This is a genomic window from Bradyrhizobium ganzhouense (genome assembly GCF_049949285.1).
Classification (GTDB): domain Bacteria; phylum Pseudomonadota; class Alphaproteobacteria; order Rhizobiales; family Xanthobacteraceae; genus Bradyrhizobium; species Bradyrhizobium ganzhouense.
On the sequence record NZ_CP181318.1, the window covers coordinates 5,864,928 to 5,884,395 of the forward strand.

A 19,468-nucleotide genomic window follows, 5' to 3' on the forward strand; every position below is an offset into this window, starting at 1 on the left:
AGCCGGGCCGCGTGTAGCCCGACCCTCACAACTATTTTCAAACCTTTATTGGCGCTTCCGCTGGCCGAAACGCATGCTCGGGTCGTCGGCAATTCGAAGGACACCCCCTATCCCTCCAGCACAGCGAGACCTCACATGAGCACGATCACCACCAGGGACGGCACCGAGATTTTCTACAAGGACTGGGGCAAGGGTCAGCCAATTGTGTTCCACCACGGCTGGCCGCTCAGCGCGGACGATTGGGATAACCAGATGATGTTCTTCCTTGAGAAGGGCTATCGGGTCATCGCCCACGACCGGCGCGGGCACGGGCGCTCCAGCCAGACCTTCCTCGGCAATGACATGGACACCTACGCAGCGGACGTCGCGGAACTTGTGGAGAAGCTCGACCTGATGAACGCAATCCATGTCGGCCATTCCACCGGCGGCGGCGAAGTGACGCGCTACGTCGCCCAACATGCCCGCGGCCGGGTCGCCAAGGCCGTCCTGATCAGCGCGATTCCGCCGGTCATGCTGAAATCGGACAAGAATCCGGGCGGCACGCCGATGGAGGTGTTCGACGGCTACCGCAACGGCCTGATCGCAAACCGGGCCCAGCTGTACCTCGACGTCGCCGGCGGGCCGTTCTACGGCTTCAATCGCCCAGGCGCCAACGTCTCGCAAGGCATCATCAACAATTGGTGGCGCCAGGGCATGATGGGCGCGACGAAGGCCCATTATGATTGCATCAAAGTGTTCTCGGAGACCGACCACACCGACGATCTCAAGAAGATCACGGTCCCCGTCCTCGTGATGCACAGCGAAGACGACCAGATCGTGCCGTTCGCCGATTCCGGTCCGCTGGCCGCAAAACTGCTCCAGCGCGGCACGCTGAAGGTCTACCAGGGCCTGCCGCACGGCATGCCGACGACCCACGCCGACATCATCAACGCGGACCTGCTGGCGTTCTTCAAGGCCTGACACCCGCGATTCCCGTACCGGCTTCCCCACAATGCGGGGGAGCCGGACGTCACATCACGAGGATTGGATTTCCTGCGAGATGAGAGTTCTCATGATCTTGATTCCGGAAGCTGACATGACTGTGGCCAAAGGCGATCCGGCGGTTCGGTTCGAACACGCCGCGGGACCTTATTTCGTCTTCCGGGGCGCCAATGTCGAAGTCGTGCTGGCCTCACCCTCCGGTGGATCGCCGTTGATGGAGCCTGCCGGTGACAGCGGCGCTTCCACCGACCTCATGCAACGCTTCAGGCGAGACGGAATCGCGATCGACGAATTCAGCGATACGGTCAGCCTGGACCGGGTCTACGCGGACGATTTCGACGCCGCATTTTGCGTTGGCCTGCCCGGAGCCGTCTGGCGGCCAGAACTGCACACGACGGCAGGTGCCCTGATCGCAAAACTGCTCGCCGCCGGCAAGCCGGTTGCGGTGATGCCAAGTGGCATCGATCTCGCCCCAGTGGGGACCGGCGCAGGACTGTTGATCATCGGAGACGAGACGAAGTCGTCAATAGCGATCGCCCGGGCGCTGCTCGGTGCCATCGGACAGTCGCACATCAACACGAGAGGAACGTGCCATGACTGACCTTTCCATCGTCCGACAGCAGCGACAGGCTCCCGCACCCGACAATTTCAGCTTCGTTCAGGGCGAGTTTCAGATCACCGTCGTCAGCGACGGTTACATCACCGTCCCGATCGACATCGTAGCCCCCGAGGGGACGCCCGAAGAGCGCAACAACATCCTGATGAAGACGGGAGATCTGAGCGCCGGGCTGGTCAAGTCGAAGACCAACATTCCGGTCATCCGCAGAGGACGCGATATCATCCTCGTCGACATCGGCTCGGGAGACAAATATCAGCCGTCGGATGGCCTGCTGTCCGCGAACCTGAGCGCATCCGGCATCGATGCCAATGCCGTCACCAAGGTGGTGTTCACGCATGCGCACCCGGATCACGTCTGGGGGACACTGACCGCCGACGGCAGTCTTCGATTTCCCAACGCAACCTATTATGTCGGGGCCGCAGAGTGGAATTTCTGGATGGACCCGGACTACCGCAACAACATGCCATCGGTCCTGCATGAGTTCGCCGAAGGCGCACAGCGCGACCTCGGCGCGATCAGGGATCGCGTCGTCATGCTGGCGCCCGGCGACGACATCGTGACGGGATTGCGGGCGCTGGATACGGCGGGCCACACGCCGGGACATATCTCACTGGAAATGGCAGGAGGCACTGGCCTCATCATCAGCGCCGATGCGGCCACCAACGAGATTGCATCATTCGCGCATCCCGGCGCGCGCTTCGGCTATGACACCATTCCCGATCTTGCAATCAGGAACAGGACGCGCCTGATCGAGCGCGCTGCGACCGACCGGATCAAACTGCTCGGCTATCACTGGACCTATCCGGGCGTTGGCTTTGCGGAGCGCAAGGGCAACGGGTATCGATACGTCCCCGCCTAGGAGTCAGGACAGTTGCGTCAGAACGTCTCGGGCCCGCGTCATATCCGCGGTCGCAAAACCTTCCGTGAACTTGTCGCAACTCGTCCGCAGCACACTTCTCGCCTCCGCTTCGCGCCCGGTGCGGCCCCAGAGCCGGGCCAGGCTCGTCGCGGTTCGGAGTTCAAAGGACAGCAACGATTGAGATCGGCTGAGCTCGAGCGAACGCAACAATACCGTCTCGGCCCGCGCTTCGGCATCCTCTTGCCCAGTCTGTAGGACGAGTTCGGATTGAACGCGCAGGATTTCCGGATAGCTCCATGCCGCTTCGGGCACATCGCCATCAAGCGGCAGGTCCGCGCTGACATCTCCGAAACCAAGCGCGGTCAGATGCCCGATGGTCGACACATCGATCCGCGGCTCGATATAGGCGGCCAGCAGGATCTGCTCTTCGGTGCCTTCACGCAGACGGAGAACCCGCTCATAGCAAATGCCCCAGCTGCTGTAGAGGCCATTCCTCGCGGCATGCTCCCGCAGCAGACCGGTGCATCGGCGGGCTTCCGAAAGGTCGCCGTTCCAGAGCGCGACGGGACAGCCGGCCATGCACAGCGCGTAGCCCAGCGACAGCACGTGCCTCGTCCTGAGCCCAATCTCGACGGCCTCGCGCGCGGCCGCCGCCGCACGGTCCGGAAAGCCCTGCAGCCAGGCAATCCGCGCCGACAACGCGGTCATGGCAACGCTGCGGTCGAGCTGAAAATCATTGTTGGCCGATCGGACCCTGTCCGGGTCGCTACGGGCCGCCTCACCCTGCACGCTGGCGATCAGGCGCAGCGCCAGCTCCTGCCGGCCGAGATAGTGGTTGTTGACGCTCAGGATGCGATTCGCGAGCGAGACAAATTTGGGATCGCCGAAGCTGACCGCGACCTCTTCGTATTTCTTTGCGACGCCGAGCGCGGACTCATAGGCGCCGCGGCTTCGCAGCGCCGCCCACATGCCCCAAAGAGCCTGCAACTGTGCCGACCGATCACCGATCTCCCCGGCGATATCGAGCGCCCGGGTGAATGCGTCCTGCATGCGGTCGACATCGTTGGCCGAATACCAGATCGAATGTCCCAACGCGATCCGAAGCCGTACCTCTCTGGCCGGATCGTCCGTTGGCAGCTCGGTGATCCGTTCCAGCGCACGCTGAAGTCTTTCGCGATATTCGTCCATCAGCGAAAGCCGAAACCACAACGGTGCGGTTGCTATCATCAGGTCGAGACCGATGGCGAGTTCGCCGACCTCCGAGAAGGCCCAGTCGATCGCCACGCGTATGTCGTCAATGCTGCGGCCGTAGACCGATAGCCACTGAGCGGCCGGAAGGGTTTCCCAACTCTTTTCGGCTTGCCGCGCGAGCTGCATGAAATAGGTCGCATGACAGCGCGCCATCGCCTCGGCCTCGCCGTTCAACCGAAGCTTCTCGAGCGCATAGCTGCGCGTCGTACTGAGCAGGCGATAATGCATGACATTGCCGCTGACGTCGGTCGCAACGAGCGATTTCTCGATCAGGCCGGTGAACGCGTCCATGGCGTCGACCGAGACGCCCCCGCCCGGTCCCGGACCGAGCGCGAAAGCAGCCTCCATGGTGAAATCGCCGACCAGCGTGGCCAATCGCGGCAGGACAAGCTTCTCTGCATCGGACAGGAGCTCAAAGCTCCAATCCAATGTCGCACGCAGGGTCTGGTGGCGTGGCAGCGCGGTCCGTCGTCCCTTGGTCAGCACCGAAAAGCAATCGTTGAGACGCAGCGCCAATCCGTCGAGACCCAACGTACCGACCCGCGCCGCGGCGAGTTCGATCGCCAGCGGAATTCCATCGAGGCGGTGACAGATATCGATCACGCTCGCGACATTTTCGTCGGTCAGCTCGAACGTGTCGAGTGATGCGGCGGCACGATCGGCAAAGAGCTCGACCGCCGGAAAGCGCAGCGCGCTGGCGACCGGCGGCAGTCCGTCACGCGGCGGCACCGCAAGAGCCGTGATGTGATAGAGAAACTCGCCTTCGGCGCGCACGGGCTGACGGCTCGTGGCCAGCACATGCACGCCGGGCGCGCCGCGCAACAGGCTCTCCACGAGAACCGCGACCGCGTCCAGCGCATGCTCGCAATTGTCGAGCACGACGAGCATCGATGTGTCCTGGAGATGCGCGACGAGCGCTGGAATGGGCTGGTCGCCCAGGGTCGCCAATCCCAGAACGGATGCCAGCGCCCCCGGGATCAATGCCGGGTCCGACAACGAGGCCAGCTCCACAAAGCATGCTTGATGCCCGCAGGCCTCGGTCAGATGTCCCGCGACAGCGAGGGCAACGGTGGTCTTGCCGATGCCGCCGGGACCGACGATCGTCACAAAGCGATGCTGCGCCAATTGGCCGGACACGTCCTCGATGGCATCAGACCGGCCGATCACGCGCGTGAGCGACGCCGGCAGGTGCCGCACCGTGTGGGCGGGCGGCGACGGAAGACTTTTGACCGCGCCGCCGGACGTCTCGTCGTGACGGACGACCGGCGCAATGAAATGGTAGCCGCGCCCCGCCACCGTGCCGATGTAGCGATCGCCGGCGCCCTCATCGCCAAGCAGCTTGCGAAGGGCCGCGATATGAACCCTCAGATTGGCTTCTTCGATGAAAGTATCAGGCCAGACCCGCTTCATCAGCTCGTCCTTGCTGATGAGTTCCTGCCCGTTATCGACCAGCGCAATAAGAAGATCGAACGCCCGGCCGCCAAGCCGCACGGGTTTGCCGTCGCGTATCAGAAGCCGCCGTGCTGGATCTAGCCGGAATGGACCGAACAATAGCGAAACGTCGCTCACGACTATGACCTGTTGTTCATCTGAAATTGTATCAGGCCGCGGCGTCCGCTGTCCATGAAGCCCAGGGATCATCACCCGGCCAATCGTTCGATCACGATATCGAGCAACGCGCGCAGGCGGGCAAGCTGGTGCCGCGGCTGAATGCCAGGCGCTTCACGATGGAGGGCGTTGGCGAGGCCTATGCGCTGATCAGGGATCACGCCGCCAAGGGCAAGCTGGTGGTTCGATATCTAAGGGCGCAGCCGCCGCTAGTCCTCGCTCGCGGCCGCGGAACGATTGCGCAAATAGGCCTGCGACAACAGGAAGAACAGCGCGCGCTCGCCATAATATTTGGCGGACGGCCGCGTGCGCTCGAAGCCATCAGCAAATATCTTGCCGGACTGGTCGCAGACCTGCCACCGCCAACCAAACCGTTTGCGCCTGGTGAGGATCACTTCGAACATGCCGACGCGCTTGGTCCCCTGCTCCGTGCCGGTCACGCAAGCCCACCGAGGCTGCGCCGGCCTCCCCCATTTGGACGGACGCCCGACATATAACCCAGCAGGATGGAAAGCGAATTAAATTTGACTATCGGAAATACGTATCTTGCACCGGCTCTGACGAAGTCGCACCACACCCGGAATAAGCTGATGCCGCCGGTGTTTTCTAATCCCCTCCGCGGCGGAGCTTGGTAGCGCTTACATCAATACACAGGACGGAAATGTCCGGTAAGCGAACACTCACCGGACATTCACAATACATGTTAGCGGCCGACTCGCGCCTGGAGATGTGCAGGATAGCGGTCGCCTTGGACAGCCACGCCGGCCAGCAACCCTTGAATCGCAGCGAGATCCGCAGCCGACAGCGTCACCGCAGCCGCGCCGAGATTTTCCTCGAGCCGATGCAGCTTGGTGGTGCCGGGTATCGGCACGATCCACGGCGTCTGCGCGAGCAGCCAGGCCAGCGCGATCTGCGCAGGTGTCACCTTCCGCGCCGCGGCGAGCTCGCTGAGCAGATCGACCAGCGCCTGATTGGCTTTGCGTGCGCTCGATGAGAAGCGCGGTACGATGTTGCGGAAATCGCTGCTATCGAACGTCGTGCTCGCGTTGATCGCGCCGGTCAGAAAGCCCTTGCCGAGCGGGCTGAACGGAACGAAGCCGATGCCGAGCTCTTCCAGCGTCGGCAGGATCTCCTGCTCCGGCTCGCGCCACCACAGCGAATATTCGCTTTGCAGTGCGGTGACGGACTGCACCGCGTGAGCGCGGCGGATGCTCGCGGCGCTCGCTTCGGACAGGCCGAAATGCAGCACCTTGCCCTCGCGGATCAGGTCCTTCACCGCGCCTGCGGTGTCCTCGATCGGCACCGCGGGATCGACGCGATGCTGATAGAACAAATCGATGCGGTCGGTCTTGAGCCGCTTCAACGCGGCCTCCGCCACCGCCTTGACGTTGGCGGGGGAGCTGTCGAGCCCGGCTTCGACCTTGCCGTCCTTGAAGCCGAACTTGGTGGCGATCACCACTCTGTCACGGAACGGCGCCAGCGCCTCTCCGACCAGCTCCTCGTTGACGAAGGGGCCATAGGCCTCGGCCGTGTCGAAGAACGTGACGCCGCGATCGAACGCGGTCCGGATCAGTGTGATCGCCTGTGACGTCTCGGTCGCGGGACCGTAGCCGTAGCTCAATCCCATGCAGCCGAGGCCGAGGGCCGAGACCTCGAGACCGCTCTTGCCCAGTTTGCGCGCCTGCATTTCAGCTTCTCCTTGCAGATTGGTTTTCGGCTGCGAACTTAAGCCGCGCGCGAGCCCGCGATTAGGTGATAAAATCGGCATGTACTCATGATCTGGATTCATGAATGGCCCGCACCAACACCAACGACCTGCTCGCCTTTCTCGCCGTCGCGCGCGAGCGCAGCTTTACCCGCGCAGCCGCCCAGCTCGGCGTGTCGCAGTCGGCGCTCAGCCACACCGTGCGCGCGCTGGAGGAGCGGCTGGGCTTGAGGCTCCTCACCCGCACCACACGCAGCGTCGCACCGACGGAGGCCGGCGAGCGGCTGCTCCGCACGATCGGGCCGCGCTTCGACGAGATCGATGCCGAGCTATCAGCGCTCACCGCGTTGCGCGAGACGCCGGCCGGCACAGTCCGCATCACCACGGGCGAGCACGCGGCCCAGACAGTCCTGTGGCCGGCGCTGGCGAAGCTCCTGCCGCGCTATCCCGACATCAAGGTCGAGCTCGTCGTCGACTATGGCCTCACCGATATCGTCACGGAGCGCTACGACGCCGGCGTCCGTCTCGGCGAGCAGGTCGCCAGGGACATGATCGCGGTGCGGATCGGGCCGGAGATGCGGATGGCCGTGGTCGGCGCGCCCGCCTATTTCACCGCGCGCGGCAAGCCGAAGCAGCCGCAGGATCTCACCGAGCACAATTGCATCAATTTGCGCCTGCCGACCTATGGCGGGATCTATGCCTGGGAGTTCGAGAAGCGGGGCCGCGTCGTGAAGGTGCGCGTCGACGGCCAGCTCGTGTTCAACACCGGCCTGCTCAGGATGAACGCGGTGCTGGCGGGCCTTGGCCTCGCCTACATCCCGGAAGATCTCGTGAAGCGCGAGATCGCCGACGGCCGGCTGATCCGCGTGCTCGCCGACTGGTGCGCGCCGTTTGCGGGCTATCACCTGTATTATCCGAGCCGGCGACAACCGACGCCGGCGTTTGCCGTGCTGGTGGAGGCGCTGAGGTATCGGAAGTGAAAGTTGTTATCTGAGCATGATCTTGGTCGGAAAACCGCTACGCACTTTTCCGGATCATGCTTTAGCGCGCGACGACTTCGACTTCGCCGTCGACGCCGTTCACGACATTGAAGCCGCGCTCGTAGACCTTGCCCTCGTTCTTGGCGATGGCGCGGTATTCACCCTCGGAGAGCACGACGCGCGGGAATGCGCCGATCGATTCCTTGATCACGTCGCCGCCGGGCGTCAGCACCGACCAGGCGGTGTTGGCGAGCGCCTCGCCGCCCTTGTCGCTGACGAGCTTGAGCGTGATCACGGCGGCGCGGTGGGTGATGGTGACGTCGGTGAGCTTGCCGGCCTGGACGCGGATGTCCGAGCGCACCACCGAGTTGGCGTCGCCGTAATTGGAGATGATGTAGTAGGTACCCTCCGGCAGCAGCACGACGTCGCCGGCGGCGACGTTCGGCACCAGCGAGGCGCGCTCGCCGGATTCGAACTGGCTGCCCTTGTAGATCGCGAACGAGATCTGGTTCAGCGGAATGCGGCTGGTGCCGACGCGGCCCTCGATGCGCAGGCCGCCGGCCGGCAGCACGAAGGATTCGCGGTCGGTCTCGGCCTTCAGGCTGACGGTGCGCACCGCGCTGACGAGGCCGAAGGCGACGTGCACGACGTAATTGCCCGGCGGCAGCACGATGTTGGGCGTCGCACTGCGATCCTCGCGGATCAGCTTGAAAGTGCCGTTCTCGTCGGGTCGGTCGGCAAACACCCGCCACACCAGGCCGCTGCTGATCGCAGGCGTGTCCTTGCCGTATTTGGCGCTCAGCGACAGCACGGCCTGTCCGGGCGCGGCCGCATTGAGAGGTGCTGCCGGCGGAACGCTGGTCACCGCGGGCGGCGGCATGCTGGGCGTGTTCGGCTGCGTCAGGGTCGGCGGCAGGCTCGGAGGGCCGGCGCCCGGACCGGAGGGCGGCGCCAGGCTGACGGCGCCGCCGGGATCGGGCACCGAAGCCGGGGGCACCGGCGGCGGCCGATCCGAGAAAAGCTGGGCCTGCGCAGCATTCTGGCCGAGGACAATGAAGCACGCGGCGAGGACAAGCGCGGGCAGCAGCCTGCCGCCGCGCCGCCATCCGATGATGCCGTCACCCCCGAGAGTCATGCCCTCTGCTTTTCACCGAAAACGCGGCAAATTCAAGCCTCTGAACCGCAAGAAATACGGCCCCGAAGCAGTTCTATGGAACCGTTGACGCCTGCGTGATGACATCAAAGGCAACCGGTCCCCGCCACACTCCTGCCCCCAGCGTCCCCAACGCTATAAACCAAGCTTTGCCCTCGTTCTGGCGAAGCGGAAGCGCGGCGCCTACTCTGAAGTGAGGACCGCCCGGAGTAGGAGAGTTTCGGTGCTGGAGATCTTGAAGGGGCGCGGCGTGAACGGCGCGAACGGAGAAAAAGTCGGCCTCGGCAGCATCCGCCGGCCCGTCATAGGCCTGGCACTTGGCGGCGGCGCGGCGCGCGGTTTTGCCCATATCGGTATCATGAGGACGCTGCTGGCCAACGGCATCGTTCCCGATGTCGTGGTCGGCACCTCGATCGGCGCGGCGGTCGGCGGCGCCTATGCGGCCAGCCGGCTCGACGCGCTGGAAGACTGGGCGCGCAGCCTGCAAGGCGTGCGCAACATCCTTGGCTATCTCGACATCCGTCTCGATGGCTCGGGACTGATCGGCGGCGAGAAGCTCGCAGGCCGGCTCGAGGAGGCGATCGGCCAGACCATGATCGAGGATCTCCCGATGAAGTATGCCTCGGTCGCGACCGAGGTCCGCACCGGCCACGAGATCTGGCTGACGCGCGGCCGCCTGGTCGAGGCGATGCGCGCTTCCTACGCGCTGCCTGGCATCTTCTCGCCCGTGATGATCGGCGACCGCTGGCTAGTCGACGGCGCGCTGGTGAACCCGGTGCCGGTCTCGGCCGCCCGCGCGCTCGGCGCCGAAATCGTCATCGCAGTCAATCTGTCCACCGACATCTTCACCCATTCAACGACGATCTATCAGCACGGCGCAAAGCCCGCGCCGGTTGCCCCAGTCACCGAGGAGACTCCGGCCAAGCGGCGCTTTCCGCGCTTCTTCTCGCCGGAGAAAACCGTCAAGCGCGAGTTCTTCGGCACCGCCGGTCGTCCCGGCATCTCCTCGGTCATGGTGGATGCCTTCAATATCATGCAGGACCGCATCACGCGCGCGCGGCTCGCCGGCGATCCTCCGGACCTTCTGATCACGCCACGGGTCGGCCAGTTCGGCTGGTTCGACTTCCATCGTGCCGAGGAGCTGATCGCGCACGGCACTCGCGCCGCCGAACGCGCGCTGGAGTCGATCCAGGAGACGATCGACGTGCTGGCGCCGGCGCCCGAAGGCGCCGCGCCCAAAGCAGTCGGTAAGGCCAGCGAGTAAGGCCGGCTCAGGCCGTCTTGATGTAGTCGCGCAGGGCTTCCTGCTCGGATTCGTATTCCTGGACCCGGCGCTTAACGATGTCGCCGATCGAGATCAGCCCGACCACCTTGTTGTTATCCAGCACCGGGAGGTGGCGGAACTTACCGGTCGTCATCATCTCCATGAGCTCGGCGACCGTGTCGGTCTCCTTGCAGGTGACGACCTTCTGCGTCATGACCTGGCTCACCGGCTCTTGCAGCACGCCCGCACCGCGCTCGCCGAGCACGCGGACGATGTCGCGCTCCGACAGGATGCCCTCGAGCCGGCTCTGGTTCATCACCAGCACCGCGCCGATCTTCTTCTCGGCGAGCAGCTTGACTGCGGCAGCCAGCTTCGCGTCGGGCTCGACGCTCATGACCTGGTGACCCTTGGCATTGAGAATGGAACGTACCGTCATTGTTGCCTCCCTGAATAGGAGCCGTCCGCTTTGCGCGGTTCGGACTTGTTCGCGAGTCTTCAACTAACAGTTTCGGCGCCGGTTTCACGTTCAGGCGCTTTGCGAAGTGCAGCTTCTATGAGCTTGCTGCTTCGGAACATTCTTCCAGGGAATGATGGATGAATTCGGGCTGCGCTGCAAGCACCGCTTCAAATACCGTTTGAAATGTCCTGTGATGACGCATCCGCAGCATCGCCGCTTCGCACGCGCGGTACGGGATCGAACAGCGCGAACAGCAACAGCCCTGCGAAGAAGCCGCCGATATGCGCCTCCCAGGCGACGCCCGCACTATCGCTTTCGACGCCGATGGCGCCGACGCCGAAGATGATGTTGAGGGCGAACCACACGCCCAGGAAGCCGACGATGCGCCGGTCGCGCAGCGCCTGCAACAGCGGCAGTGCCGGAACTTTGGCGGCGGTATCGGCGTCCGAACGGCTGAACGACAGGAAGCTGCCACGCACGAACGCGAACCGGATCGCGGCCGCCATCGCGCCCGACACCGAAGCCGAGGCGCCGATCATCGGCACCACCGCGTGCTCATGGGTGACAAGATGGGCGAGCGCACCGGCGGCGGCCGTCACCGCCAGGAACACGAAGAAGCGCAGAGCGCCGAAGCGCCGCGCCAGCGCGCTGCCGAACGGCAGCAGCCACAGCACGTTGAAGGCGAGATGGGTGAGATTGGCATGCAGCAGCGAATAGGTGACGAAAGTCCAGACCTTGGCTCCGGCGCCGCCCTCGAATTGCAGATTGACCAGCGAGGAATCGTAGCGCTTCGGGATGAAGCCGAAGACGTCGATGGTCCAGTTCTCCAGCTCCGGCGGCAGCAACACCCGCAAATGGATCAGCGCCAGCAGGACGACATAGGCCGTCAGCGGCAACGGCAGCGTCAGGACCGGCTCGCGCGGGGCCGCTTCGATGACGACCGGCTGGTCTGACGGTGGTTGTGGCGGGGAATCCAAGGGCGGTTTCGCTTTCAGGCGCGATCGAAGCAACAGCTTGGAGATAGTCGCCTTTACCGGCCTTGCGCAAGTGCACAAAAGGAAAAGGCAGGGCCCTGGGAAAGCCCTGCCTATCCGTGTCGATCTTGCCGGCACTGCGAAGGAACAAGGCGTATCCCCACCCCTCCCCGCGGCCAGTGACCAAACTGTTTGACGCCCGTGTACAGGCCTCGCCGAGAACCTGGAAGAAAGCGGCGAGGCTTGCGACCGCGATCACCTTAGCAGCCGCGCGGCCGGGGCAAAGCGCATAGTTAATTTAACGTTAACGACGCAAAGGTGGCCTGCGCCAGGCCAAAAACGCCCCCGCGGCATGGACGCTGCAATTCCCCTCCTGCACAACAACACAGGGATCTCAGGTGCACTGAAGCGGGACAGCTTTGTCCCACATGGTGCGACCCCAGGGTAAGCGTCAGTCATGAAACATCCGTCGAGCCGCGCGTTCTTCGCGTATTGGGACAAGAAGCGCGGCACTGCGCGGGCACCCGACAGGTCCGATATCGACCCCGCCGCCGTGCGCGAGCTGCTCGGCGACATCTTCGTTCTGTCCTGCGAGCCGAAAGCCGGCTTCCCCTTCCGCGTCGCCGGCACCCGCGTCTGCGCGCTCGCCGGCTGCGATCTCAAGGATCAGAGCTTCGCTGCGCTGTTCGCCGAGGCCAGCCGCGGCGAGATCGAGGAGATCGCGACCATCGTCGCCGACGAGACGCTCGGCGCCATTGCCGGTATCACGGCCACGCGCGAGGACGGCAGCAAGGCCCATCTCGAGCTGCTGCTGCTGCCCTTCAACGCTCGCCCGCACACGCCGGTGAGCGTGACCGGCGTGCTTGCGCCGTTCGACGACGAATGCGGCGCGCTTTCCGCCTTCACCGTCACCTCCTGGCGCTATCTGCACCAACCGGAGAAGCTGCTGCCGCGCGCGATCCGAAAATTGCAGATCGCACGCGGGCTGATGGTGTATGAGGGGCTGCGGTAACTCTCGTTTCAACGCGAGCCGCTACCACGATCCCGATGCGGCCTTGCTCACCTGGATGAAACAACCATGCCCGACAGCATTAATTTCGGCGCGCTACAGCTCCGCTTCCTGCACAGCAAGGATGACACCGCCGGCAGCGTCGACATCTTCGAGATGACGTTGCAGCCGAATGCTCGGATGCCGATCCCGCACTATCACGACCGCTGGGACGAAACGATCTACGGGCTTTCGGGCGTCTCGACCTGGACGATCGACGGCAAGCAGCACGATCTCGGCGCCGGAGACTCCGTCTTCATCAAGCGCGGCATCGTGCACGGCTTTGCCAACCGCTCGGCGGGGCCGGCGACCTGCCTGTGCATCCTGAGCCCCGGGGTGCTGGGACCGCAATATTTCATGGAGATGGCCGCGCTGCTGTCGGCCGGCGCGCCACCCGATCCCGCCAAGATGAAAGAGACGATGCTGCGCTACGGACTGGTGCCGGCACCGCCTGCGTGAGCCCGGCCGGCCACGGTTGAGCCTCGCCTACCCTCACATTTGGCCACTTGCGAGAAGAGCCGGGTGCCGCCTGCAACGGCGATACCCGGCCCCCATTCTATCGCCTTGTCACGGCATCGCCAGATGCCAGGCGCCGTTCAGGAAACCGTCGCCGGTGATGTCGCCGGGCTTGGTGTCCTTGGCGAAGGTGTAGAGCGGCTTGCCCTTGTGGGCCCACTGCTTGGAGCCGTCGTCGCGGGTGATGATGGTGTAGCCGTCGCCGGCGGCATCGCTGGCCTCGGCTTTCAGCGCCGGCCAGTTTGTCGCACACGGTCCGTTGCAGGCCGACTTGCCGTCCATATCCTTGTCGAACGTGTAGAGCGACATGCCCTTGGCGTCAGTGAGCACGTTGCCCTTGTCGGTCTTGCCGGTCTTGGTCGGCGGCGCCGCGAAGGCAGCCGAGGTCACTGCGAGCGACGCAAGGAGCGTGAGCGCGAGGCGGATCGAAGATGTCGTCATGGTGTCTCCTGTCATGCAATCGGCCTGCAAATTGGGTTCGCAAATTGGGTACGCAATGGGTAGGACGCCGCGCCGCGCGCGGTATTCCTCAAAATGGCGCAAAGATATTTCTGGCTGCGCCATCGGCGCGGCGGAATAAATTGCGATGGTGGATACGGAACAGTCGAGATGAGCAAGCCGCATTGGCGTCGCGCCCACGCCGGAGACCTCGCCGCGATCAGCGCGATCGCGGCGCGCATTCATCCTGATCTCCCCGAGCGCCCGGAAGTCTTCGCGGAAAAGATGCGGCTCTCTCCGGGCGGCTGTTGCGTGCTCGCCGCAGGCAACGAGATCGCAGGCTACGGCCTCGCGCATCCCTGGATGCAGCAACAGATTCCGCCGCTCGACGGATTCCTCGACCGATTGCCTGATGCTGCGGACTGTCTCTATCTGCACGATGTCGCCGTGCTGCCCGACTTCCGCGGCGGCACGACGCGCGCTTATGTCGCAGAGATCGAACAGCTCGCGCGATCATCCGGCATCACAACGCTTGCGCTGGTCTCGGTCTACGCCACGCGACCGCTGTGGGAGCATCTCGGCTTCCAAGGCGTCGCACCCGATGCGTCGCTGCGCGACAAACTCTCGTCCTATGGCGCGAGCGCGACCTACATGCTGCGCGGGCTCACCCAATAGCCCCTTCCCTCACGCGGGCGTGAAACCAAGCCTCGAACCGGTTTCGATCTGTCTCCGTCGAAGGACTGTGCGAGCCGTTCCGGTCTCGCCGAACCGAGGCTGGAGAATTCTCATGAAGCTCACATTGCCAAAAGTCGCTTTGATAGCATTGGTTGCAACGACCGCGTTCACCGCAACCAGCGCCAATGCGGTGCAATTCCATTCCTATCGCTGCGACATCGACTTCTTTGGAAGCTGCGGCGTCGTCAACCTCCGGGAGCCGGCACCCGCACCGCCCCCTATCACTCGCATCAACCGCGATACGTCACCGACCTACATGAAGCAGATCGACCCGCGCTACAGCTCCGCCATGGGTTATGCCGGAGGTAGCGGCGGCGGTGGTGGCGGTGGCGGTGGTGGCGGTGGCGGTGGTGGCGGCGGTGGCGGCGGCGGCGGTGGCGGCGGTGGTGGTGGTGGTGGTGGTGGCCGCTAAGCTCGCAGCTGACTTTTCAGATGATGTCGCCGGTGCAACCCGGCGGCATCATCGTGGTCTGCGCTGACGGGCGCGGCAGTTCAGCTGCGGTGCTTCTTCTTGCCCTTCTTCGCGGAAGCACCCGGCCATTCAGTGACCGACGGCGCATATTTGCCGCCACCGGATTTATCTCCGAACTTCTTGTCTTTCTTCCCAAACGCCGGTTTGCCGAACTTGCCGCCCTCGTGGGGCTTAGCGTGAGGTTTGGCGTGCGGCTTGCCCTGGTGCTTGGCCTCAGGCTTTCCCCGCGGCCTGTCGTGCTGCTTCGGCCCGTTCGCGTTCCATGGATCGTCGCTGCGACGGGCAGCATGATCGTCGTCACCTTCATCGCGTTGCGGAGGGCGTGAGCGCTTCTCGGCCGGCGCCTGCGCTTGCGGCGCACCCGTCATTGCCTCGAGGCGGATATTGTCTTCCTTATCCGGACGCTTGATCTTGGCAGCAAAGGACTCCGCAACCCGCTCGGAAATTTCGAACTCGGTCGTGGTGTCCATGATCTTGATGGCGCCGATGTCGCCCTTGTCGATGCCGCCGCGACGGCAAATCATCGGCAACAGCCAGCGCGCTTCTGCATTCTTTCGTCGTCCGATGTTGGCCCGGAACCATACGGTAGCTTCTGTCATGCCATGCTTCGGCGACGATTTCCCCGATTTGGGTCGGGGCCTCTCGGAGCGGTCATCGCCGCGCGGCTGTCGGTCGTCGCGCGGCGCGCGATCGCCACGCGATGTCCGATCGTCGCGCGGGCGGCTGCGCGCCTCACCGGGATCGAGAATGTCCTCAGGTGACGGAAGCCGCGCGCGGTAGAGCCGAGCCAGCGCTGCAGCAATGTCCTCGGCCGACCGCTCGGCCAGCAGAGCCTTCGCCAGTTCGAGATCGTCGGCAGACGTCTCTTCAGTGAACAACACGTCCTTCATGCGCTCATGATCGAGCTTGCGAATTTCATCCGCCTGCGGCGCTGTGCCCCAGCTCGCCTCGATGCCGGACAAATTCAGCAATACCTCCGCACGCCGCCGTCGTATCGGCGGCACCAGCAGAACGCTGACGCCCTTTCGTCCTGCACGCCCCGTGCGGCCTGAGCGATGTTGCATGACCTCCGCGTCATTGGGCAGATCCGCATGAATGACGAGGTCGAGGCTCGGCAGGTCGATGCCACGCGCCGCCACGTCGGTCGCGACGCAAATGCGGGCGCGCCCGTCCCGGAGCGACTGGAGCGCCAGGGTACGCTCGTTCTGGGTCAATTCGCCTGAGAGAGCAACCACGGAAAAACCGCGCTCCAGCAGCGCCGCCTGCAAATGCCTGACCGCATCGCGCGTGTTGCAAAACACCAATGCACTCGGCGACTCGTAAAAGCGCAGCACGTTGACGACCGCATGCTCGACATCGCCGGGAGCGACGCGGATGGCGCGGTATTCGATATCGGCGTGACCGCCCTCGTCGCCGGCGACTTCGATCCGGAACGCCTGCTGCTGATATTGCTTCGCCAGCGCCACGATGCCGCGCGGAAACGTCGCCGAGAACAACAAGGTGCGGCGCGTGTCCGGCGTGGTCTTGAGGATGAACTCCATGTCCTCGCGAAAGCCGAGATTGAGCATCTCGTCGGCCTCGTCGAGGACCACGACCTTCAATTCCGAGATGTCGAGACGATTGCGCCGCAGATGATCGCACAAGCGACCGGGCGTGCCGACAACGATGTGGGCGCCAGCGGCCAATTCGCGTTGCTCGCGACGCGGATCCATGCCGCCGACGCAGGAGACGACGCGCGCGCGCGCTTGCGCATAGAGCCATGTCAGCTCGCGCTGGACCTGCAGGGCGAGCTCGCGGGTCGGCGCGACGATCAAAGCCAGAGGCGCGGCGGCCTGCTCGAACTGCTCCGCACCATCGAGCAAATCCTTGGCCATGGCCAAACCGTAAGCGACGGTCTTGCCCGAGCCGGTCTGGGCCGAGACCAGGAGGTCGCGGTCGACCGCATCCTCGCCGAGCACGGCGAGCTGAACGGGGGTCGGTGAATCGTAATTGCGCTCAGCCAAGGCACGGGCGAGCGGCGGGGTCAGGGCCGGAAAGGACACGGAATGGAAAACCTTGGTTGGTCCGGGGGCGCGGAACGGAAAGCCGAAGGGGCCGACGCTGCAGTCACTGCAGAAGGCCCGGTCACACCCATCATGATTTTGATTTGGACGCTCTTTACGCCAGAAGCGGCCAAATCACCATGGCTTTGATGCATGGCATTGGCGACAGGGTGAACAAGCCCGGGATGCTCGGCCTGGCACTTTTGGCGCGCTTTGACGGCTCCAGCACGCTTTTGGACCCGGAACGGCGGACTTTTGCGACCATCTCGGCTAAATTGTGCGCGATCGGAGGTGCCAGGGATGCATCTATGACCTCGTCAGACCAGCGTCAGTGCGGCGACTGCACGCTTTGCTGCAAGGTGATGGCGATCGAGGCGCTCGCCAAGCCGGCGGGCACCTGGTGCGCTCATTGCAAGCCCGGCCGCGGCTGCGCGATCTACGCCGACCGGCCTGCCGAATGTGAAAGCTTCAGCTGCCTCTGGCTCGTCAACCACCTCCTGGACGAGTGCTGGAAGCCGAGCCGCTCCAAGCTGGTTCTGACCACGTCAGAGGATGGCATCGAGGTCCGCTGCGACCCCGGCTCCCCCAATTCCTGGCGCAAGGAGCCCTACGCCAGCGAGATCCGTGCCTGGGCCGAGGAAGGCGAGCGCAACGACATGACGGTCGTCGTGATCGTCGGCCAGCGCATGATCCTGGTCACGCCGGAGCGCGAGTTCGATCTCGGCATCGTCGGACCGGATGAACGCATCGTGCGGGAGCTGGAGGGCACCAAGGTGGTGGGCGCAACGGTGGTGAAGGCGGATGAGCTTGATGCTATCTCAGGTCCCGGCGGAACAGGATCGATCGATTGACGGATATGCGTCTTGCCGCGCCGGTCCTTTGATCCCAAATCGTGCCTCACGCGGAAACAGGATACGGGTGAAACATGGCCGACAGCATCTCGCTTGCCGACAAGCTCGCGACCTTTCAGGAGTACTGGTCACCGCGCACGATCACGACCTTCAATGATTGCGACGTGATGGTGGTGAAGGTGAAGGGAGAATTCACCTGGCACAAGCATGACGACACCGACGACTTCTTTCTCGTCCTGAAGGGCCAGCTGGACATCGAGCTGCGGGACCGCACCGTCACGCTCGGACCGGGCGAGCTCTATGTCGTGCCCAAGGGTGTCGAGCATCGCCCGGTGGCACGTGAGGAGGTTCACCTGATGCTGATTGAGCCGACGGGGACGCCGAACACGGGTGACAAGGCCACGGCCGCAGCGCGCAAGCTGGCATAGGCGCGCAGGTCTAATCCCTGGAGGTCACGAGCTTGCTGAAGCCGCCGGCCAGCCTTGTCTTGGCCCGCATGACAAAGTCTTTCGCTGCGCGGCTCAGGGCACGGATGGCGCGCCAGGCTTCGGTGGCCTGCAGCCATGCCCTCATCTCGGTGAACTTCCCGTACACCCAGGCGAACGCCGGAATCCGCATCAGCTTGTCCCGCGTGAGGTGGAACAGGCGCTCGACCAGCACGAGCTTGAGCAGCTCGCAGCCGACAAACGCCGACACGCCGCTCAGGAACTGACCGGTTGCGACAAGGTATGCCGCCAACGGCTTGATCGGTTCCAGAATGATCACGGGCACGGAAAACAGCGCGAGCGACGGATAAGGCGGCAGCGATTTGATCCAGGCGCGCAGCCGCTTGAATTCGAAATGCCGCCCGAGCCAGCGCGAGATCGGCCGCGCCACGGCCATAAACACCGCATCCACCAGGAAGTAGATGGCGGCCAGGATGTAGGTGATGGGCTTCAGGATTCGCTTCACAAAAACTCTCCCGCGAACTGAAAGCCGGAACCTGGGCTTAAGTTTCACCGCGACGTGAATAAGTCGCGGATTCCCTGTGGAACTTCTGGGGCATTCAGTTCCGCCCGTCTCAGATCTCGGCATAAACCTCCAGAAGATTGCCGTCGGGATCCCTAAAGAACAGCGTCCGGTGCCCGAACGGCTGGTTCGTCGGCGGCGAGAGCAGCGCCACACCCTGTCGCACGAGCTCGTCAGCGCAGGCGTCGACCTCGGCTGCAGAGACCCTGAAGGCCAGTTGCAGGGAGGCACTCCCGGCCGGCGTCGGCGCATCGGCCGCAGTCCGGCTTGGTCGCGCCAACGCGAGCGTGTTGCTACCGAGGCCGTACTCGATCCAGTTCGGCGACAGCTCACGCAGCAGGGACAAGGCGAGCACGCCCTCATAGAAGCCGCGCATCGCCGCCATGTCGCGCACTAAAATGACGGTGTAGTCGATCGCGCGGATGGCGTTGAAGGGGGAGCGGGTGCGCGGGGCTAGTTCGTTTGTTTGTTCGTCCATACGTGATCTTATTCCAAAACATCAACGCT

At 64.1% G+C, this 19,468-nt stretch carries 21 protein-coding genes; 11 read left to right on the top strand and 10 right to left on the bottom strand.

What is annotated here, in order from left to right; all coding sequences use genetic code 11:
- The first annotated feature begins 135 nt into the window (after positions 1-135).
- The 3 genes from ACLFLU_RS27055 to ACLFLU_RS27065 all read left to right on the top strand — a co-directional run bounded on the left by ACLFLU_RS27055 (position 136) and on the right by ACLFLU_RS27065 (position 2,459).
- A complete protein-coding gene (locus ACLFLU_RS27055; protein ID WP_426407821.1) occupies positions 136-960 on the top strand; it encodes an alpha/beta fold hydrolase in 825 nt (274 codons plus the stop codon).
- Between the two features lie 115 nt (positions 961-1,075).
- Complete coding sequence (locus tag ACLFLU_RS27060; RefSeq protein ID WP_426407822.1) at positions 1,076-1,582, top strand: transporter; 507 nt, start codon at positions 1,076-1,078, stop codon at positions 1,580-1,582.
- Positions 1,575-2,459, top strand: a complete 885-nt coding sequence (locus tag ACLFLU_RS27065; protein WP_426407823.1) for an MBL fold metallo-hydrolase — start codon at positions 1,575-1,577, stop codon at positions 2,457-2,459. Before ACLFLU_RS27060 ends, ACLFLU_RS27065 begins: the two co-directional genes overlap by 8 nt.
- Before the next feature lie 3 nt (positions 2,460-2,462).
- Here the strand turns inward: ACLFLU_RS27065 and ACLFLU_RS27070 are convergent, their stop codons facing one another.
- The 3 genes from ACLFLU_RS27070 to ACLFLU_RS27080 form a co-directional block, all read right to left on the bottom strand.
- The gene (locus tag ACLFLU_RS27070) at positions 2,463-5,279 is read right to left on the bottom strand and encodes an ATP-binding protein (protein ID WP_426407824.1); all 2,817 of its coding nucleotides are present in this window, start codon (positions 5,277-5,279) and stop codon (positions 2,463-2,465) included.
- A 248-nt stretch (positions 5,280-5,527) separates the two neighbouring features.
- Positions 5,528-5,758: a hypothetical protein gene (locus ACLFLU_RS27075; RefSeq protein WP_426407825.1), complete on the bottom strand. Its 231-nt coding sequence runs from the start codon at positions 5,756-5,758 to the stop codon at positions 5,528-5,530.
- A 263-nt stretch (positions 5,759-6,021) separates the two neighbouring features.
- Positions 6,022-7,005 (bottom strand): aldo/keto reductase, encoded by a 984-nt coding sequence (locus ACLFLU_RS27080; protein ID WP_426407826.1) that lies wholly within the window; start codon positions 7,003-7,005, stop codon positions 6,022-6,024.
- A 104-nt stretch (positions 7,006-7,109) separates the two neighbouring features.
- On the opposite strand from ACLFLU_RS27080, the gene ACLFLU_RS27085 reads away from it, so the two are divergent.
- Positions 7,110-8,003 carry a LysR family transcriptional regulator gene (locus ACLFLU_RS27085; protein ID WP_426407827.1) on the top strand — a complete coding sequence of 298 codons (894 nt, stop codon included), beginning with the start codon at positions 7,110-7,112 and terminating at the stop codon, positions 8,001-8,003.
- Positions 8,004-8,064: 61 nt separating this feature from the next.
- On the opposite strand, the gene ACLFLU_RS27090 is transcribed toward ACLFLU_RS27085, so the two are convergent.
- Entirely contained in the window at positions 8,065-9,138 is a 1,074-nt protein-coding gene (locus tag ACLFLU_RS27090) for a hypothetical protein (protein WP_426407828.1), read from the bottom strand.
- Positions 9,139-9,379: 241 nt separating this feature from the next.
- Here ACLFLU_RS27090 and ACLFLU_RS27095 point away from each other — a divergent pair, with 241 nt between their 5' ends.
- On the top strand, positions 9,380-10,420 hold the full coding sequence (locus ACLFLU_RS27095; protein WP_426407829.1) for a patatin-like phospholipase family protein: 1,041 nt from the start codon (positions 9,380-9,382) through the stop codon (positions 10,418-10,420).
- Positions 10,421-10,427: 7 nt separating this feature from the next.
- Here ACLFLU_RS27095 and ACLFLU_RS27100 read toward each other — a convergent pair whose 3' ends face one another.
- Both ACLFLU_RS27100 and ACLFLU_RS27105 read right to left on the bottom strand, forming a co-directional pair.
- Positions 10,428-10,856, bottom strand: coding sequence for a CBS domain-containing protein (locus ACLFLU_RS27100; RefSeq protein ID WP_426407830.1), 429 nt, complete (start codon positions 10,854-10,856; stop codon positions 10,428-10,430).
- A 188-nt stretch (positions 10,857-11,044) separates the two neighbouring features.
- Complete coding sequence (locus tag ACLFLU_RS27105; RefSeq protein ID WP_426407831.1) at positions 11,045-11,854, bottom strand: rhomboid family intramembrane serine protease; 810 nt, start codon at positions 11,852-11,854, stop codon at positions 11,045-11,047.
- Positions 11,855-12,308: 454 nt separating this feature from the next.
- Between ACLFLU_RS27105 and ACLFLU_RS27110 the strand changes: the two genes are divergently transcribed.
- Together ACLFLU_RS27110 and ACLFLU_RS27115 are read left to right on the top strand one after the other, a co-directional pair.
- Positions 12,309-12,863 (top strand): PAS domain-containing protein, encoded by a 555-nt coding sequence (locus ACLFLU_RS27110; protein WP_426407832.1) that lies wholly within the window; start codon positions 12,309-12,311, stop codon positions 12,861-12,863.
- Positions 12,864-12,929: 66 nt separating this feature from the next.
- Positions 12,930-13,358 carry a cupin domain-containing protein gene (locus tag ACLFLU_RS27115; protein WP_426407833.1) on the top strand — a complete coding sequence of 143 codons (429 nt, stop codon included), beginning with the start codon at positions 12,930-12,932 and terminating at the stop codon, positions 13,356-13,358.
- Between the two features lie 108 nt (positions 13,359-13,466).
- On the opposite strand, the gene ACLFLU_RS27120 is transcribed toward ACLFLU_RS27115, so the two are convergent.
- Positions 13,467-13,856 (bottom strand): COG4315 family predicted lipoprotein, encoded by a 390-nt coding sequence (locus ACLFLU_RS27120; RefSeq protein ID WP_426407834.1) that lies wholly within the window; start codon positions 13,854-13,856, stop codon positions 13,467-13,469.
- Between the two features lie 168 nt (positions 13,857-14,024).
- Between ACLFLU_RS27120 and ACLFLU_RS27125 the strand changes: the two genes are divergently transcribed.
- Both ACLFLU_RS27125 and ACLFLU_RS27130 read left to right on the top strand, forming a co-directional pair.
- Positions 14,025-14,528, top strand: coding sequence for a GNAT family N-acetyltransferase (locus tag ACLFLU_RS27125; protein WP_426407835.1), 504 nt, complete (start codon positions 14,025-14,027; stop codon positions 14,526-14,528).
- A gap of 112 nt (positions 14,529-14,640) precedes the next feature.
- Complete coding sequence (locus tag ACLFLU_RS27130) at positions 14,641-15,000, top strand: hypothetical protein (protein ID WP_426407836.1); 360 nt, start codon at positions 14,641-14,643, stop codon at positions 14,998-15,000.
- An 80-nt stretch (positions 15,001-15,080) separates the two neighbouring features.
- Here ACLFLU_RS27130 and ACLFLU_RS27135 read toward each other — a convergent pair whose 3' ends face one another.
- Positions 15,081-17,102, bottom strand: a complete 2,022-nt coding sequence (locus ACLFLU_RS27135) for a DEAD/DEAH box helicase (RefSeq protein WP_426407837.1) — start codon at positions 17,100-17,102, stop codon at positions 15,081-15,083.
- Between the two features lie 308 nt (positions 17,103-17,410).
- Here ACLFLU_RS27135 and ACLFLU_RS27140 point away from each other — a divergent pair, with 308 nt between their 5' ends.
- Together ACLFLU_RS27140 and ACLFLU_RS27145 are read left to right on the top strand one after the other, a co-directional pair.
- Entirely contained in the window at positions 17,411-17,953 is a 543-nt protein-coding gene (locus ACLFLU_RS27140) for a hypothetical protein (RefSeq protein WP_426407838.1), read from the top strand.
- 74 nt (positions 17,954-18,027) lie between these two features.
- Positions 18,028-18,381: a cupin domain-containing protein gene (locus ACLFLU_RS27145; protein ID WP_426407839.1), complete on the top strand. Its 354-nt coding sequence runs from the start codon at positions 18,028-18,030 to the stop codon at positions 18,379-18,381.
- Between the two features lie 10 nt (positions 18,382-18,391).
- On the opposite strand, the gene ACLFLU_RS27150 is transcribed toward ACLFLU_RS27145, so the two are convergent.
- Positions 18,392-18,904, bottom strand: coding sequence for a hypothetical protein (locus tag ACLFLU_RS27150; protein ID WP_426407840.1), 513 nt, complete (start codon positions 18,902-18,904; stop codon positions 18,392-18,394).
- Between the two features lie 109 nt (positions 18,905-19,013).
- A complete protein-coding gene (locus ACLFLU_RS27155) occupies positions 19,014-19,439 on the bottom strand; it encodes a VOC family protein (RefSeq protein ID WP_426407841.1) in 426 nt (141 codons plus the stop codon).
- Positions 19,440-19,468 lie beyond the last annotated feature (29 nt).